At 41.5% G+C, this 16852-nt stretch carries 9 protein-coding genes and 1 other annotated feature; of the genes, 5 read left to right on the top strand and 4 right to left on the bottom strand.

Translation table 11 applies throughout. From position 1 onward, the window contains the following. Positions 1-105: 105 nt before the first annotated feature. Positions 106-969, bottom strand: coding sequence for a YihY/virulence factor BrkB family protein (locus tag AK825_RS08290; protein WP_068036182.1), 864 nt, complete (start codon positions 967-969; stop codon positions 106-108). Positions 970-1123: 154 nt separating this feature from the next. Continuing rightward, positions 1124-2854, bottom strand: a complete 1731-nt coding sequence (locus tag AK825_RS08285) for a TolC family protein (protein ID WP_068036181.1) — start codon at positions 2852-2854, stop codon at positions 1124-1126. A gap of 556 nt (positions 2855-3410) precedes the next feature. Between AK825_RS08285 and glpK the strand changes: the two genes are divergently transcribed. The 4 genes from glpK to AK825_RS08265 all read left to right on the top strand — a co-directional run bounded on the left by glpK (position 3411) and on the right by AK825_RS08265 (position 8373). Then, the gene (gene glpK, locus AK825_RS08280) at positions 3411-5003 is read left to right on the top strand and encodes a glycerol kinase GlpK (protein WP_068039239.1); all 1593 of its coding nucleotides are present in this window, start codon (positions 3411-3413) and stop codon (positions 5001-5003) included. 570 nt (positions 5004-5573) lie between these two features. Then, positions 5574-6044 (top strand): hypothetical protein, encoded by a 471-nt coding sequence (locus AK825_RS08275; RefSeq protein WP_068039236.1) that lies wholly within the window; start codon positions 5574-5576, stop codon positions 6042-6044. Between the two features lie 386 nt (positions 6045-6430). Then, entirely contained in the window at positions 6431-7459 is a 1029-nt protein-coding gene (locus AK825_RS08270) for an endonuclease/exonuclease/phosphatase family protein (protein ID WP_068036179.1), read from the top strand. Between the two features lie 221 nt (positions 7460-7680). After that, positions 7681-8373, top strand: coding sequence for a TetR/AcrR family transcriptional regulator (locus AK825_RS08265; RefSeq protein WP_068036176.1), 693 nt, complete (start codon positions 7681-7683; stop codon positions 8371-8373). 87 nt (positions 8374-8460) lie between these two features. On the opposite strand, the gene AK825_RS08260 is transcribed toward AK825_RS08265, so the two are convergent. Together AK825_RS08260 and AK825_RS08255 are read right to left on the bottom strand one after the other, a co-directional pair. Beyond that, positions 8461-9408 carry a hypothetical protein gene (locus AK825_RS08260; RefSeq protein ID WP_203226466.1) on the bottom strand — a complete coding sequence of 316 codons (948 nt, stop codon included), beginning with the start codon at positions 9406-9408 and terminating at the stop codon, positions 8461-8463. A 146-nt stretch (positions 9409-9554) separates the two neighbouring features. Further along, a complete protein-coding gene (locus AK825_RS08255) occupies positions 9555-14870 on the bottom strand; it encodes a DUF11 domain-containing protein (protein WP_068036175.1) in 5316 nt (1771 codons plus the stop codon). 755 nt (positions 14871-15625) lie between these two features. On the opposite strand from AK825_RS08255, the gene AK825_RS08245 reads away from it, so the two are divergent. Beyond that, a protein-coding gene (locus AK825_RS08245; RefSeq protein WP_149038742.1) for an IS3 family transposase occupies positions 15626-16845 on the top strand; the annotation gives its coding sequence in 2 pieces (ribosomal slippage) (positions 15626-15911 and positions 15911-16845; 1221 coding nt in all). After that, positions 15901-16017, top strand: a sequence feature (AL1L pseudoknot). Its footprint overlaps the gene before it by 117 nt. Positions 16846-16852 lie beyond the last annotated feature (7 nt).

Genomic DNA, 16852 nt, shown 5'->3' with positions numbered 1-16852 from the left:
AAAGGTAGCAGCATAAAAGGCTGCAAGGCAGTTCTCTAATCTTGATAACAATCAATAACGATCAGAGGTACTACCCTAAAGGCGTTTTAATGAATTATCAGTTTATCAGTACACGCGAACAGCATGAGGTTTAGAGCTTTCTATGGCTTCGAAATTAAAAATAGCACCAAAGGCTACGATGAATGCTGAATAGTAAAGCCACAGCATAATGACTACGGCTGCTGAAAGCGCACCAAACTCAGCGCTATAGTTATTAAAGTTTTGGACATAAATCGAAAACAGCACAGACAATAGAATCCAGAGAACGGTCGCAAGAGATGCTCCTGGCACCAGTTTTTTTAGCGGTATAGCGTCACGATTTGGCGCCAAACGATATAGGCTTAAGAAGCTTAAGAATATGATGCCAGCTAATATAGGCCATCTGCTCCAAAGTGCAATCGTCTTCGCTATTTGAGGGAAGGGGAAATAGGCCGCCCCTAAAGGAATAATAGCGATAGACGAGATTGCTATTATTAGGACAACTACCGTGGCAAAGGTTAAACCAACCGCTCGGATCGTACCTTGTATCAAGTTGCGCTCTTGCGTGATGTGAAAGGCAAGATTGACAAGAATAATTAGGGATTTGATGCCTTTAGAGCCAGCATAAAGGGCCAGTAATGTCGATGCAATCAGACCAAAAGTCAGTTTTGACGCGGTGTTAGAGGCCAGTTCGCTTAAACGTGAATTAAGGACTTCATATACACCATCAGGTATAAACTGACGCAAAATTAAAATCTGTTCTTGCATCTCAGAGGGTGAGAAAGCGAGACCATAAAGCAGCACAAACACGGCCATTGCTGGAAAAATAGATAAAAAACCAAAAAACCCTACGCTAGCGCAATGTGCCCAAACATTAGAGTTGTTCGCTATACGCCATGTCTGTAGCAAGGGCTGAAGCCAACTTGTCAATTTAGAAATCAGTTTTTTCATAAAACAGTTATTCGCAGTAGGGTTAGTATCAGTAAGATTAGTAGCAGTAAGATTAGTAGCAGTAAAGTAAGGTCAGTAATAATATAGGCATTAGCAATTTAATTATAATCAGTACAAGCGCTTATCAACACGCCCTATCATTCTTAATATCAAATCATTGTTCAGAATACAAAGTAGGCAGCCTTATGTCAGCCGCATTTAGATAAGCATTAAAAGCGAGCGGCGTGCCACTACTTTGCATTAAAGCAGCTAACCCTTGTACATAAGCGTTTGCAGCTTGTGCTTGTTCGGTGCGAGCTTTGAGAGCTTGTGTTTGTGCTTGTACCACTTCAATCGTAGTATTTACGCCTTCTTGCAGTCCGAGGCGTCGTAAACGTAATACCTCTGTAGCCAAATCAACATTGCTTTGTAATGCTTGATAACGCGACTGAGCATTATTGACATCGTTCCAGTTTTTTTCCACCAGTAGTAGTAGATTGTCGCTCACTTCAATTTCGGATAGATCAGCTTGGCGAATTTTAGCATTACTGGATGCCAGCGATGCTGTTTTATCAAGTCCGCCCCATAGCTTCCAACTGGCTGATATACCTGCAATCCAGCTAGGATCCTTCTCAACTTGTCCATAGCCATATAACATAACAGTGGGTTTATGACCGGTATCAGATAGCTCATGTAGTTTTTGGGCTTGCGCGCGTTTAGCAGCGACTTTCTGTAAGCCAGGATGATGGCTGAGTGCTAAATTTTGAAAGTAACTCACATCTGGTAGAGGCCGGCTGGAGACAAATAAAGGAGTCGTAGGTTTGATACGATAGTCAGTACGTAACAGACGTTGCAACGCAATCATAGCAAGGCGGGCGTCATTATTTGCGTTAACTGCTTCACTCTTTGCATCTGCCAGTGCAGACTGCGCTTCTAAACGATCTACACGTGATATAAATCCTTCTTCATATAGTCGCTTTGCCATATGGTCAGTCTGCTGCAACGTGTCATAGGCGTCTTCACGTAGGTAGGCGGCGATGATGGCTAGCTGTGCCTTAAAGTAGCGTTCAATCAAAGTATTATAAAGCTCGTTTTTATCGAGTATGCTGTCAGCCATTGCTTCTTGAGTGCGTGCATCTGATGCACCCGTAAGCGCAGTAGTACGCCCAGCAGTATAAACAGGCCAAGCAAAACCTACACCTGCTCCCGCCGTTGAACCCGAACGCTTAAAGTCATAGGAATCAGGAATACGATCGCCGACCATCTCACCAAAGTTTGGCAAATCTGGTAAGGGCGGGATAGGAGGAACAATAGCACCAGTATTAGCACCAGCATTATTTACTCCGTTGATTACGCCATTCTTGAGCGTTGATAAATCAATATCTTCCTGCACGTTGTAGGTACTGGCTGATAGCTGCGCAAATACAAAAGGATTGTCTAGCGTTTTAAGGGCATTGGTTTGATATTCACTGGCTGCAATCGCAGCTTGATTGGCCGCGAGCTTAGGTGAGACTTGCAACAAAATCTCTTGGGCTTGTTCAAGACTCAAAAAGCTAGCCACCTCTAAAGGATAACTGTTAGCGATGCTTTTATGAGTAATAGGGTCGACGAGAGTATCTAGAGTGAGGGTGCTTGACGGCTGTACCAAAACAGAGCTGGCGGCCTCAGTATCAGCCGTTAACTTTTTACTATTGCCTACCGTGCTGTTGTTGGTTGCATTGGCATCAGATGTATAGTTTATGTCTATAATCTGAGTAGTAGCAATAGGCGATATTTCGTCCTTTGAAATAAGATTTTTATCCTTACTCATAATTTCTGTATTGCTGTTCGCTGCGGTATGAGTTGATATTCCTATCAGCATAATAGTGGCAATAGCACTAGGTAGAGATGAGATAACAAATTTCATAAGAGATATAAACCGTTAATCAGGAAGCAAAATTTTGTCGTATAAGATGTTTTAATACAGAATACCTAAATAACAAGGATTGAATTAATCATCATTTATAGTATAAGTCTTAGCACTGATAATAAAGCGTACACTGTAGAGCCACAACCATGACGGGTCAATGCTTATTATTTACTTGTTATTCATTCAATATTGAGTTTTCTTATACTTAAGCAGGGTTTTTAACCTAAAACACTATATTATTTATAAAAAAAGATAAAAACCTGCTTCTCAATAAGAGTCTTTTGTTAATAGAAGATAGGCAAAAGACTAATGAAAAGATTTCAATGTAAGCAGTAATGCAAGCAGTATAGAGAGGCAGGCGCTATGTAGTATTATAAGACTATAAATTTCACAAAATGATGATGTATGTTTTATTTTATAACCTATTATGAGAAGAGACTACTATTAAAGTAGACCGCTATATATAAATAGATACTGAAAAATATAGACAGCTGTTAAAAATATTGGACAAATATAGCAAGCGATATTGCGAATTAAGAGTGAGAGGTAAATGATGGCAGGATATATATTAGCCTTGGATCAAGGAACAACATCGAGTCGGGCGATTTTATATGATGATCACGCGCGTCCTATTGAGATTGCCCAACAGCCCACCACGCTGCAAACGCCAAAAGCTGGCTATGTAGAGCAAGATGCGCGGCAAATTTGGCAAACTCAAATCAGCTGTGCTCACGATGTCATTAATCAAGCAGGATTACTCGCAACTGATGTCACTAGCATTGCTATTACCAATCAGCGTGAATCTATCGTCATTTGGGATAAGCAAACGGGCACACCGTTGGCACCAGCCATTATTTGGCAAGACAGGCGCACAGCAAAATACTGTCAGGACTTAGCTAACGATAGTATGGGTGATATGTCGGTAGGTCTGTCAAAGAGGGTGCAGCAGATTACAGGCTTACGACTCGACCCTTATTTTAGTGCCAGCAAGATTTCTTGGCTGCTTGAGCACTATCCTAAGATTAAAGCCCGCGCTGCAACTGGGCAGATAGCAGTAGGTACTATTGATAGCTGGTTGATTTATCAGCTGACAGGTGGCGAGCATGTCATCGATGTCACCAATGCTTCACGTACACTATTATATGATATTCATAAGCTGGCGTGGTCGGAGGAGCTGTGCGCACGCTTTGATATACCGATGGCGATACTACCAAAAGTGCTGCCATCAGACGGTGAGTTTGGTAAAACCAAAAAGGGTTTATTTGCCAAGCAGATTCCTATCCATGCCGTATTGGGCGATCAGCAAGCAGCATTGTTTGGTCAAGGTTGTCTCGATCCTGGTATGGCTAAAAACACCTATGGAACAGGTTGTTTTATGCTGATGAATATTGGTCAGACCCCCAAGCTTAGTGAACACCAACTATTGACTACGATAGCTTGGCAGCGCAAAGCACCAATAAATCGTGTAGATAACTTATCTATCAGTGACATTGTGCAATCTGGTAAACGCATACTACAAGCGCCGTCCACTTTTTTTGGACGCGAAGTCACTTACGCGTTAGAAGGTAGCGTGTTTATGGCAGGCGCTATCGTACAGTGGTTACGTGATAATCTGGGCATGATTAAACAAAGCTGTGATGTCGAAGATTTAGCTCGGCAGGTAGAAAGTAGCGAGGATGTCGTGTTGCTTCCCGCATTTACTGGTCTTGGAGCACCTTATTGGCGCTCTGATATTCATGCCAGTATTAGTGGCATGAGTCGCGGTACTACCAAAGCACACATTGCTCGTGCTGCTCTTGAGGCGATTGCCTTTCAAACTTATGACGTTCTTATCGCTATGCAAAAAGACAGTCCGCATCCATTAACCGAGCTACGGGTCGATGGAGGCGCTGCTAATAATGATCTGTTGATGCAGTTTCAAGCAGACTTGCTTAGTGTACCTGTTTTGCGTCCCAAAGATACTGAAATCACTGCTAAAGGCGGAGCGCTTCTTGCTGGTTTAAAAAGTGGATTGTATGATGATCAAACTATGAAAGAATCATGGCAAGTAGACCGTATCTTTGAGCCTAACATGTCAGCTGAGAGACGTGCCCAACATCTTGATAAGTGGCAACGCGTTATTACTAAGGCGTTAATGGATATCTAAAATATCTTTCAAAATGTATTAGATATAAAATTTTCATTAGGTATAAATAGGCAAAGAATATTATCAAAGATACCTAAAACACTGTATTAACGACCATATCAGTATCAACATAAATACCTAATAATATGCTCTTTAATTACTATATTTAGCATAGATTTATATACACACGTTATAACTATACACCGTGTAACATAAGGTCATCGCAGTGTTGACATAATTTACATAAACGTTCTATCGATAAGTGTTGATAGTTTTTTATACTTCAAATGTGATTGATTAATACAACTTAATCCATTTCAAATTAATAACTAATAAGTATATAACTATCAATTTAAGGATAATATTATGAATAAACATGACAATGATCTTACAAATGACCGCGTAATCGATAACAATGACCGTGTCCTTACTGATGACTATCTTGAAGTTGGCGATAGAGAGCGTATCATCGATGACAATGAGCGCCGATTAACTGGTAGTGATCATACTATCAATAATACTGTCATTAGGCATGAAAATGACAATATTATAGAGGATCATGATGCGATTGATCGTACTGCTGTCAAGCACATGTCTAAAGAAGCGAGAGAAGATCTTAATGCAGATCCTATTACTGGTGAGCCAGGATCACATCCAGTAGGAACAGGTATTGGTGGCATCGGTGGTGCCGCAGCAGGCGCAGCTATTGGCACGATGGCAGGACCATTGGGTACATTAATTGGTGGCGCTATTGGTGCTATTGTTGGTGGCGGCGCAGGTCATGCAGCAGCAGAAGCTATTGACCCAACCCGTGAAGAAGCTTATTGGCGTGCAGAACATGCCAATGCTAGTTATTATCAGCAAGGACACGATTTTGACCGTGATCTACATCCAGCTTATGCAGTAGGTTATGCTAACCGAGCACGTTATCCTAGTGACGCGCGTTTCGAAGATCATGAAACAGATTTGCAGCGTTCATGGGAAGAAGTAAAGGGCGAATCACGTCTAGCTTGGCATGATGCTCGTCATGCATCACGTGATGCGTGGAACCGTGTTAGTTAATTATTATTTGAGACTAGCTTGCCATCTCATTTGCTAATATATAATTATGAATTGTTCAAATATAAGCCGTATTATTTCAATTGAGTGAGAAGTGGTAAGCATAGTGTACAGAAACTTACTGCTTTGTGAATTACAAGGTGATAAATGTATACGTAGCCTGACTGACAGCCCCAACTAATGTAATTTATGCTATGTTAAAGTTTCCAAAGATGACTTTGGAAGCTTTTTTATTTGCTCATTGTTTTATTTTCTAATATCTTATAATTAACTGCCAGAAGACAGCATAATCATAAAGGATTATGAGACAATTTTGACCTCTTAGTAGAGTGATATTTTTAGTGCAATATAATAATATAAAACCAAATAAAAATAAGAATAGGTAAACTATGAATCGTCATGCGAATAATGATGAACAAAAGCAATTTTACATAGCTACTGCTAATCTACTTAATTTTGCCAATCCTGATCGAATTTATTATGACAATGCACCAGCATATGACCGTAAGGCTTACCAGCATAAGTTGCAAGGAATAACCGAATTACTTTCTAAAGCCCATGCAGATATTATTGCGGTACAAGAGGTGTGGGATAGTGACGCTCTAGAAGCATTAGCTGTTTCATTAGGTTTTAAAGCAGAACATGTGATTGCTCCACTTGCTAGTAATGACCGTACTAGTCAATATACTCAAGGCCACGGCGCGCAAAAAACGCCAGCTGTCGGTTTTATTAGCCGCTTTGCTCAGTTAGAAACTACGTTGTTAGAGAACATAGTCCCTGAAGCGGTAATCGATATCCCTGATGTTGGACCTTATCATCAATTTAATCGTCCACCATTATTACTACGTGTTGATGCGTATGGTCAACCAATAACAATTGTCACAGCTCACCTTAAAAGTAAACGCGCTTATTTTTTACGTGATGAGTCAGGCAACTTATTAGAAGATATGGATGACCCTAATATCCGTGTTCGTGCCAAGCTGCGCAGTTTGTGTATGCGAGCGGCAGAAGCTGCATCAATACGTATGTCTATTATCAAGCGGCTACAACATACTCGTGAGCCATTGATATTATTGGGTGATATGAATGATGTTACTGGTAGCGTAACGACGCAACTAATGGCTGAGACTGGGGAGGTGAACTATGACAAAAGTATGCGTGATGTCGCATTGTTCGATGCCGCTCGTATCCAAACTCGCTATGGTTGGATGAAAGATGTCGCTTATACGCACATATATCAGAGTATACCAGAGGTCATTGATCAACTATTCGTATCAGAAGAGTTTTTACCTGATAGCAAGTTTTCGCTAGGTCATGTTGAGCGAGTAGATTACTTTAACGATCATTTAAAGTGGGATTATTCAGATAGAGTAATTGATCATGGCATTGTCCGAGCAAAGATAAAACTTTACGATTAATCATATTCTGCAGTTGGTTATATTATTAATTGGCACATTATCATTCTAATCCGTTCACGCCCCTTGTTTGATAATGTGCAAGTGTTTATGATGCTTCTTCATTGGATATAGTAGTAACAATATTTACCACTAAACTGACATTAGCATGCTGATTTAGTGCTAATGTTATTCGATGAAGATCGTATTTATACATAATAGGGCGTAATACTAAGAGGTTTATAATGAGTGATCATAGAGATGACAAAATAGAAGACATATTGGTCGATTCAGAATTGGCAAAGAAGTTGGTGCCTAATAAGTTTAAGTTTACTAGTCAGCAAGGCCGCGTACGCCGTCAAAAACTGTTGATGGGTGCAAAGAAGCTAAGCGAGACTCGCGCTATTAATGATATTAGTTTAGCTGATGTGTGTGAAGAGGCGGGTATTCCGCGAGCTTCTGCTTATCACTTTTTTCCTAATATTGAAGCGATATTTTTAGCACTGCGTTTCTTAAATGCGATTGAAATTTTAGAAATACTAACCACTGTTGAGACGGTAGACTATGACAGATGGCAGGGTTATTTAACTGCGCTTATCCAACGCTGTGTGAATATCTTTCATGATGATCAAACCAAAGCTAAACTGATTTATGATACTAATACGCCAGATTTTGAAGGTGATAGTTTCGGTGAAGATATGGATCATCAAATCGTTGAGCTAGTCTATAAGCGTTTATCAGAGCGCTATGAGATGCCAAAGTTTGAAGATATACAAGATATACTTCTAGTGACCTATAGTATCATCAACGGCGTATTTACTTTATCTTATCGTCGTCATGCCAGTATCACAGATAATTATTTGCAAGAAGCGACCACTGCATCTATTGCTTACCTGCGTTGCTACTTGCCAGAAAAGTTACCACGCAAAAACCGTTAAGTTTTAATGGTTAAAATATGGTTGTTAGTACGACATAATAAAAAAGCTGGCGCGATGCCAGCTTTTTTGTGTCTTACAATCAGTACTCTAATTAATTAAATGGTTTATAGTCTTATATCCAATACGATAAGTGACGGTCGGTATTGGCATCGGTATCGTTGTAGAGTGTACTAAAAGTACACTATTATCACTTTTACTGTCAGCAACTTGAGTCATTGGAGGCAATGATTGACCATGACAAACATCATCATGCGGATCTAAAGGTGCATATTGCTTGTAATAATCAACAATTGAGCTTTCAAGTGCTACGTTAGTCTTTGAGTCGTGAGCATTGACATATGCTTCACGTGCTTGCTCTAACCAGCGTTCAGCCATACGAAAATGCGTACCAGACTGACGCCAACCGTGTGCACATTGATCAGCTGCTGCCCAAATCAAAGCCACCTCACTAAATGCTAGCTCACGTGGCGCAATAATTATACTGTTGCTATCTGTTGAGGTGCTGTCTTTTGAAGCACTATCTTTTAGAGCGCTTACTGTCGCCCACAAATCAGGCCTCATCAAAGCAGATGATGATGGAATGTCAGTCGTTAACTTCAATTCTTCATCAGCATTGCTTCGTAACTTTTGTAGAATATGAGCACCAGCTTTTAATGCTTGGCTACCAGCCTGTGTGTTGCTTTTAATACTATTTTCATGAGAAGCATAGTTGAGCCAAGCTTGGGCTTTATAAGCAAAATATTGCTGGCGTGAGGTTAGAGAGTTTTTTTGGTATAAAGCCAGCTCAGTCAGCATACAGTCGATAGTTTGCTGCTCAACCATCTTATGTTTTGGGCGAACATTTTGCGTGGCATTACCGTTGTAGCAATAGCTTATTGGAATAACAAAATCTTTATTCAGGCTATCATCAGCATGATTGTTACCTGCGGCCTGTACTAATGGTGATAGCGTTAATAATATCATTACAGACAATATAGTACGCGTATGGCGTTTATAAGCCGATACTGTCGCTATCAATTGTGAAGTATTTAGCATAACGCAAGCCTTATTGTATGGTAATCCATTTACGAGCTATCTTATAATTTTTATCAGCTATTGTCATTTGTCATTTGTCATTTGTCATTTGTCATTTGTCATTTTTAAGACTATTTTATCCGCTACATATCGCTTAAGTCTTAGTCTCAGTACTTAGTCTCAGTACTTAGGCGTTTGTTTTTACGTGGATCATCACGTTTGAACAAGTCCTCATCAAACTTGAAGCGCAGTCTAAAGTAAGCGCCTTCTTGAGTACTATCATCATAAGCGATATCTTCATCTTCAAAGCCCATGAAATTGTAGCCAAGTGACAACCACAAGTTAGTCATTGGACTATAACCAACTTCAGCACCCAGCATATAAGCTAAATCGTTGGCTTGATTGTTCCAGTAGGTACCTGCTTGTAAGCCAATATCCCAGCGCTCACTAATATCGTATAAACCACGTACATAAGCAGCATGAGCTGTGTTTTCGCTTTCTAAATTATCAGCTTCGTATTGATTATATTTACCCGCATAGTGTCCAGATAGCGTTAATGGACGCGTTGGATGGTAGTTGCCACTCCATGACCATATTAGTGAGTCTTTTTGATACGGATCTGTTCCAGTACTGTTATCGTCTAAGCGATACTCAAGCTTTGCGAGCATGTCTAACTGATTACTGTCATAGTCACGGTAGGCAGCACCAAGCTGAAAGCGGTTGATAGTACGATGACCATCGTCATAGTCTACTCGTGAGTAGATGTCTTTTGCCAGTAGGGTAATGTCATCAGTATAGCGATAGGCGATACCGGCACTACCGAGCAGCGTATCACTAGTGTCACCCCAGCGTTTTTCTAGGCGGCCTGATGCTTTGTAGTCTTCTTTGGCAAGGTATTCAACACCAAAACCAACTGCGGTCGCAGTGCTATCTTTTTCACCTTCAAGCGATTCAACACGCTCAAATAAAGTGTTTAAGGTCAGACCTTCTTGGACATACCATTTGTTCTTTAGACCAATAGCTGCTTCAGCTTCACGTGCACTAATAGCATCGCGAGCACGGTATTCACTATAGACCTTACCATCTTTCATATAGGTGGCATCAAAACCTACAACAGTACGCTGACGCTCATCGGTATCATCAAGACCGTAGCTGCCTGATAGGCTGTTGATTAAGTCATGACGCGCATAAAGACGACCTAAATTACCTAGCGGAGTTTCGCCGCCGATAGAGGTTGCGTTACGTGCGCTATGATCAATATCTTGCTCATATTCAGCAAACACCAACGCTTTATTAAGCTTAGGCAAGCGAGCAGTAATACGGGCGCGGGCGGTCATGCCTTCGATATCTTTTTCTAAAGTATTTACGCCATTAAGTGCCGACTGGTTAATCAGACTGTCATTAAATATTGGCTTCTCATCCTCATCTACAATATCAGTGTTTATGACATCAGTTGCAGCTTGCGTATTACGTGAGGCAGCAGTCGCTTCTTGTTTATAATAACGTAGTCCAATCTCACCAACGATGTTTTGGCTTAGGCGTTGTTCGATACTCGCCTGTATGCCTTCACGACTGGCTTCGGTAGTATGATCTTTAGTACGTATGCCTTCAAACTTTAGCGCAGTTGTTTTGTTCTTTAACTTATGAGTGACTTCTACTCCAGATTCAGTACGTCCAGCGGTTAGTGGAGAGGCACCAGTAACGAAGCCTTCATCAGCTTTATTATAATAAGCTTTAGCGCGCGTGCGGTTTTTATCATCGTAGTTTAGCTCAATACGTAGGGCGTCGCCTTCAGCATTGTCGCCTTCTAATAACTCTGCATTGATCTGATTGCTAGGCTCATAATTAGGGTTTTCAGCTTTGTTCTTGGCATACTCTGCGACCAGATTCAACTTATTATTAAATTTGATGACACTGTTAATGCTGGCAAGCTGTTCTTTGTTTAGTGGATCATCACTATTAATGTAGCTACCACCAACAGAGATTTTATCTGTTAGCTGTTGTTTGGCTGCTACGCCGCCGACCCAATAGTTTTCGCCGCCTTCGTCCACTTCAACAGTGACACGTAAATAGATAGGATTGCCATCAATATCTTGACTAGCAATAGGGGCTTTAAGATACAGGCTGCGACTAATAGGATCAATTTCATAGTCAGCAAAGCGCGTTAGTGTTTCACGGCTAATGATCAGGCCAGGGTTATTCGCATCACGAGTAATGACTTCGATGGTTTCAGAGTTTTCGAGTACCGCGTCAAAGTCGCCAGCGAGTGGATAAGGACCCGAAATACCAAGACCACGCGTTTCATTAACACGTTGTGATGAGCTGGTTTCAGCGAGGAAAGTCGTGATACGGGTATCGGTATCCTCAAATTGAGCTTTAATACCCGTTAAAGTGCGGCTGTATTTACCAAGCTTAATACCATCGTCGTTATCAACTTGAGTTTTTAGGTCGCCGTACATAGCAAATGAGCGACCTTTATCTAAACGAATATATAGTTTGCTCGTAGACTGAGCGTCAAAACCTTTGGCTGATGAATCGCCGTATACTGGATAATATTCACCTGGATCGATATCGCGGAACAGACGTTCGCCTTTTTTGTCGCTGTCATAAGCTAGGGTCAGCAGATAGTCTCCACGTACTTTGCCTTTTAGGAACATCGCCGCACGACCAGTTGCTGAATAGTCGTCACCACCTGCAAATTCATGTAGCTCTTCTTCAAATGCGCCTTGGGCATCGGTTATACTTCCGCTATCAAAGTCTTTTAATGATATAGCGCCTTCTACAATACCAACCGCGATGAGCGGGCGTAGCTTTGCCGTAAATTGTAGCGGAATCACTTGTTTGCTGCTACCAGTATCGATAATCAGCTCACCTTTACCTGGCGCATTTGGTGCAATTACTGGAATCAGTAGTTCGCCACCGTCTACGCTAAACTGGGTACCAGCTTGATCTTTATTACTGTCTTTTAGATTGATACGTCCAATATTAGTATCGATAGTGATAGGTGTTGATGGGATGTAAGGAAGATTGTTACGATCTTTTAGGCTAATGACTACTTGGTATTCGCTCACACCGTCAGCTTCAATCAAACGCTCTTGAGTACGATAATTAATCGCTTGTAAGCTGTCAGGCGCGATGATGTCGATGGTTTGCTCTGAGATAACTTTGCCTGTTACGTCAGTGGCAACGCCGCGTAAGGTATTGCTACCACGCTTAAAATCAACAGCGTAATAATCAAAAGCAGTAACGCTTTGATTGGCTTGTTCAGCTGTTTTACCGATTTTTTCTTCTGATACGGCTTTACCATTCGCATATAGGGTAAAGTTTGAGCCTAATGGTGCTTGAACTTGAACCAACTGCTTGTACGAGTTCAACTGTTGACCCGAGCTCAAGTTAATGAATGCTACATCATTATTAGCCACCTTTTTCAGGTATTCTTCAAGCTCTTTTTGTTTTGGAGGTGCGATAGTATTGACCGTTAAGTTAACACGCTCGGCAGTAGGGTTAGCCATATCAGCAACAATTGCTGAGTCACATTGAATACCACGGTCTAATTCATCATTAGACTTACAGCCACTAGCATCGACATTGTCGTCATTATTGAGGTCGTAATCAGGCTCCAAAGCCAACTCGCTCTTGACGGCTTGCTCAAGGGCATCATTTTTAGTACTAATATTTTTGCTACGTGTGATGAGTTCTTGATTTAAACGTTCAGTACTATCGGCCATGCCGCCTACCAACGCAAAATCTGCACGATGCATTTCGCCATATTTTAAGTCGACGAAACGGCTACCGGCATCGCCTGCGTTACGATTACTTTGAATAATGAGTTCAGTACCAATAGGTAAAGTCGTGCGATCAACTTTTAGTACGTGAGTCTTGGCGCTGATACCGTAGAAATTATATTTTCCTTCAGGATCTGTGACGATATAGTTGCCGTTTTCCATATAAATACGAACACCAGCTACGCCAAGCTCATCATTATCTTTTTGTTGAATACCATCGCGGTTGATGTCATGGTATATTTTACCAACGATGATACCATCGGTATTCATAACGCCGCGGCTGACATCAATTTTCCATTGTGATTCTCTAGAGACTAATACTTGGTCGTTTTCATTGCGACCTTGAGCGATAGCGCGATTAATACCGTCACCGCCCAAGGCGGATGAGCCTACTAGAACGCGATAAGTAATTTCTTTTCCTGTCTTAGGACCCATATTACCTAAACTTAAAACCTGGTATTTACCATCTGCTTTAAACTCAGTGGTTTGAGCCTTATCAATGCGTAAGCTACCACTCACGTAATCAAAGCCACGTGGTAGGGCATCTTTTAGCTGGACGTCATAAGCAGTTGCGACGCTATTGTCATTGGTGACTTTAATAGTGTAACTGACGTAGTCGCCAAGCTCAGCAGTTTTGACATCGCTTTCTTTTTTGACTTGTAAGTCGGGAGTCTCGTCAATGATAGCGACTTCACTACTAATCTGCTCATCAATGTAGTTTAGATCAGATTGACTAGGTTGTTGATCGAGACCGACAGAAGGATCAATACAGGCGACCAGTTTAGCTTGTAGCGTGTCGTCTTGTAAGGTTTGAAGAATATTATCATCGAGTGCATTGGCATTATTTTGTGTTGGCGCTGATAAACGATACTTTCCCGTGTTATTACCTGTCTCGATAGCTTTAAGTGAGTAAGTGTCACCAGTTCCAACTGGTGGATTAGCAGACTTGATAGTCACCCAAACTTGATCTGGTTTATCAGGCTGTACATTACATTGTGCATAGCTGGCTTCAACATAAATGTCATCGCCAATTTGCGAATTTATTTTGCTACCGTTAAAGTTCCAAGTAGTGAAATTAATACTAGGCTCGACGATAATTAAACTATCGGTCACAGCTGCCTTTACTGACGCATCTTCAACGACGACTGCACCAATCTTAATATCAGCAGTATCACCATCTTTTGCATTTCTATCAGTAAGAGCCTGTACGATGAGCTGAATACTCTCACCTTGCCCAATTTTGATTGAGTTGAGATTGGTGATCAATAAGTCATCTGAATCAATCAGACCGTCTTTATTGATATCTTGATAGACTGTAAAGTTAGATAGGCTGCTTGGAATATCGTAGCTTAGAGCGATGGTTTCATCACTATAGCTATTATTGGTTAATAGGTTTTTCCATATCACTTCACTGCCAGACGCTACAGTCTGCAATGGTGATTGGCTTAGGCGAAGGTCATACTTCTCTAACGCAGATGCTTGGACTTTTACTTGGTTTGAGGTGCTGGTTAATAATACTGCTTTGTCATTACTAACGTAATAGTGAGCATTGGCAATATTATCGATGATGCTGAGTACATCAGACGTAGCTGCCGCAGCAGAATTTGATTGCATAATCAGTATAGCTGCCGTTAATGCAGATAGCTTGGCTGCTTTAGCCGATAGACGAGTAGACTGAGCGATACAGTGAAATGTCATATTACGTGATTATCCAATCAAATCCAAAAACAGAGGGGCTGTCTTTGCTTTGCTTACTTGTAGAGCAACCTAAGCAAAGACAGTTTTTGCGTTATCTATAAGCTTAATCACAGATAACGGTATATAAAAATAAGTAATTTACGTAATGCTAAAGTGAGCCAGGAGCAGCACCGTCAGGATTAATTTTTACCGAAAATACTAATGCTGCATATTTTTGAGGTGCTAAGCTAGGTACCGTGCCACTAACAGCAGTAGAATTAGCTGATGCCCCATAAGTATTGTCTGCAGGCGATGTATCTGCGTCAGCTACTTCGGCTAGCTTGACAGTAAAGGCAGGGGTAGTACTTGAAGTTAGTACTTGAGCTTTATTATTAAAGCGATCTGTCGTATCCGTTACGATCAGGTCAGTGAAGTTAAATCGTGTATCCGATGCTGAAAAGTTATTAAAGGCTGTAATTTTATAGACGATACAATCACCGGGTTTTGCAGCGACATCACCTTGTGTAAATACAAGAGAAGCATTGACAGCACAGGTTTCATTTAGTGCTTGTTTTTTGACCAGCTTTAGACCTTTTACTATAGTAGTATTCTCAACAGAGCGAGCACCTACCGTAGGCGCATCCTGTCCACCAACGACTAACGTAACTGAGGTTTTTTCAGTGGAGTCAATGATTGCTTGTGTAGACTCTACTTTGTAGTTGATAGTGAACCGCCCCGGGATTGTCGGAGACTCAACATTCTGAGAGAATACGACAATGAAAAAACAAACCTACACTCCTGAGATTAAAGAACGCGCCGTTCGCATGCTGATAGAAGCGTTGGGCGACTATCCCTCCACATGGTCAGCGATTCAAGCCATTGCCCCTAAGATTGGCTGTACGCCTGAAACCCTGCGGTCGTGGCATAAAAAACACATCGATCAAACTATTCCTGCATCGGTGCAAGCGCAAAGTGATAAAGAGCGCATCAAGGAGCTTGAACGCGAATGCAGAGAGCTCAAGCAAGCCAATGAGATCATACGTAAGGCTGCCGCTTTTTTCGCCCAGGCGGAGCTCGACCGCTGACTAAAATCATGATTCAATTCATCGACGATCATAAGAATAATTATGGGGTCGAGCTGATCTGTAGAGTATTACCGATTGCCCCATCAACCTATCACCGTGCTAAAGACTTGGAGAGCTACCCTGAAAAACGCTCACTGCGCAGTCAGCATGACGACTACTATCTCAGCGAGATTAAACGCATCTGGCAGGACAGCAAATGCCGTTACGGTGCGCGTAAAGTATGGCAGCAGATGAAAGCTGACGGGTTAAAGGTTGCTCGGTGTACCGTAGAGCGATTAATGAAGCAGTATGGCCTACAAGGCGTCTGGCGTGGCAAAGGCAAGATTACCACCAACAGCCGTGACGACCAAAAGCGCGCTGATGACTTAGTCAATCGTAACTTTAGCGCTTATCGTCCTAACCAGCTGTGGGTTGCAGATTTTACCTATATCAAGACGACAAGCGGCTGGGTCTATACCGCTTTTATTATTGATGTGTTTGCCCGTGCTATCGTTGGTTGGAAGGTATCTAATCGTATGAACACCGATATGGTGATGGCGGCTTTAAATCAAGCAATAGCAGATAGAAACCATCCCAAAGATGTCATTCATCACAGTGATCGAGGGGTTCAGTACTTATCCATTCGCTATACTGATAAAATGACGGATTCTGGCGTGATTGCCTCTGTTGGTACAACAGGCGACTCTTATGACAACGCATTGGCTGAAACGGTCAATGGGCTTTATAAGTCTGAGGTGATTCATTATTTAAAGCAAAACTGGACTGGTGTGAACGATGTTGAACTGGCAACCCTTGAGTGGGTGGACTGGTTTAATAAAACACGACTGCATAGTACGATTGGTTATGTGTCACCTTTTGATTTTGAAAAGCGGTATTATGATAATTTAACCCTGTCAGGCATCGCTGCCTGACTCAAGT

Source organism: Psychrobacter sp. P11G5 (assembly GCF_001593305.1).
GTDB lineage: Bacteria > Pseudomonadota > Gammaproteobacteria > Pseudomonadales > Moraxellaceae > Psychrobacter.
This window is presented reverse-complemented; position numbering and strand designations above follow the sequence as displayed.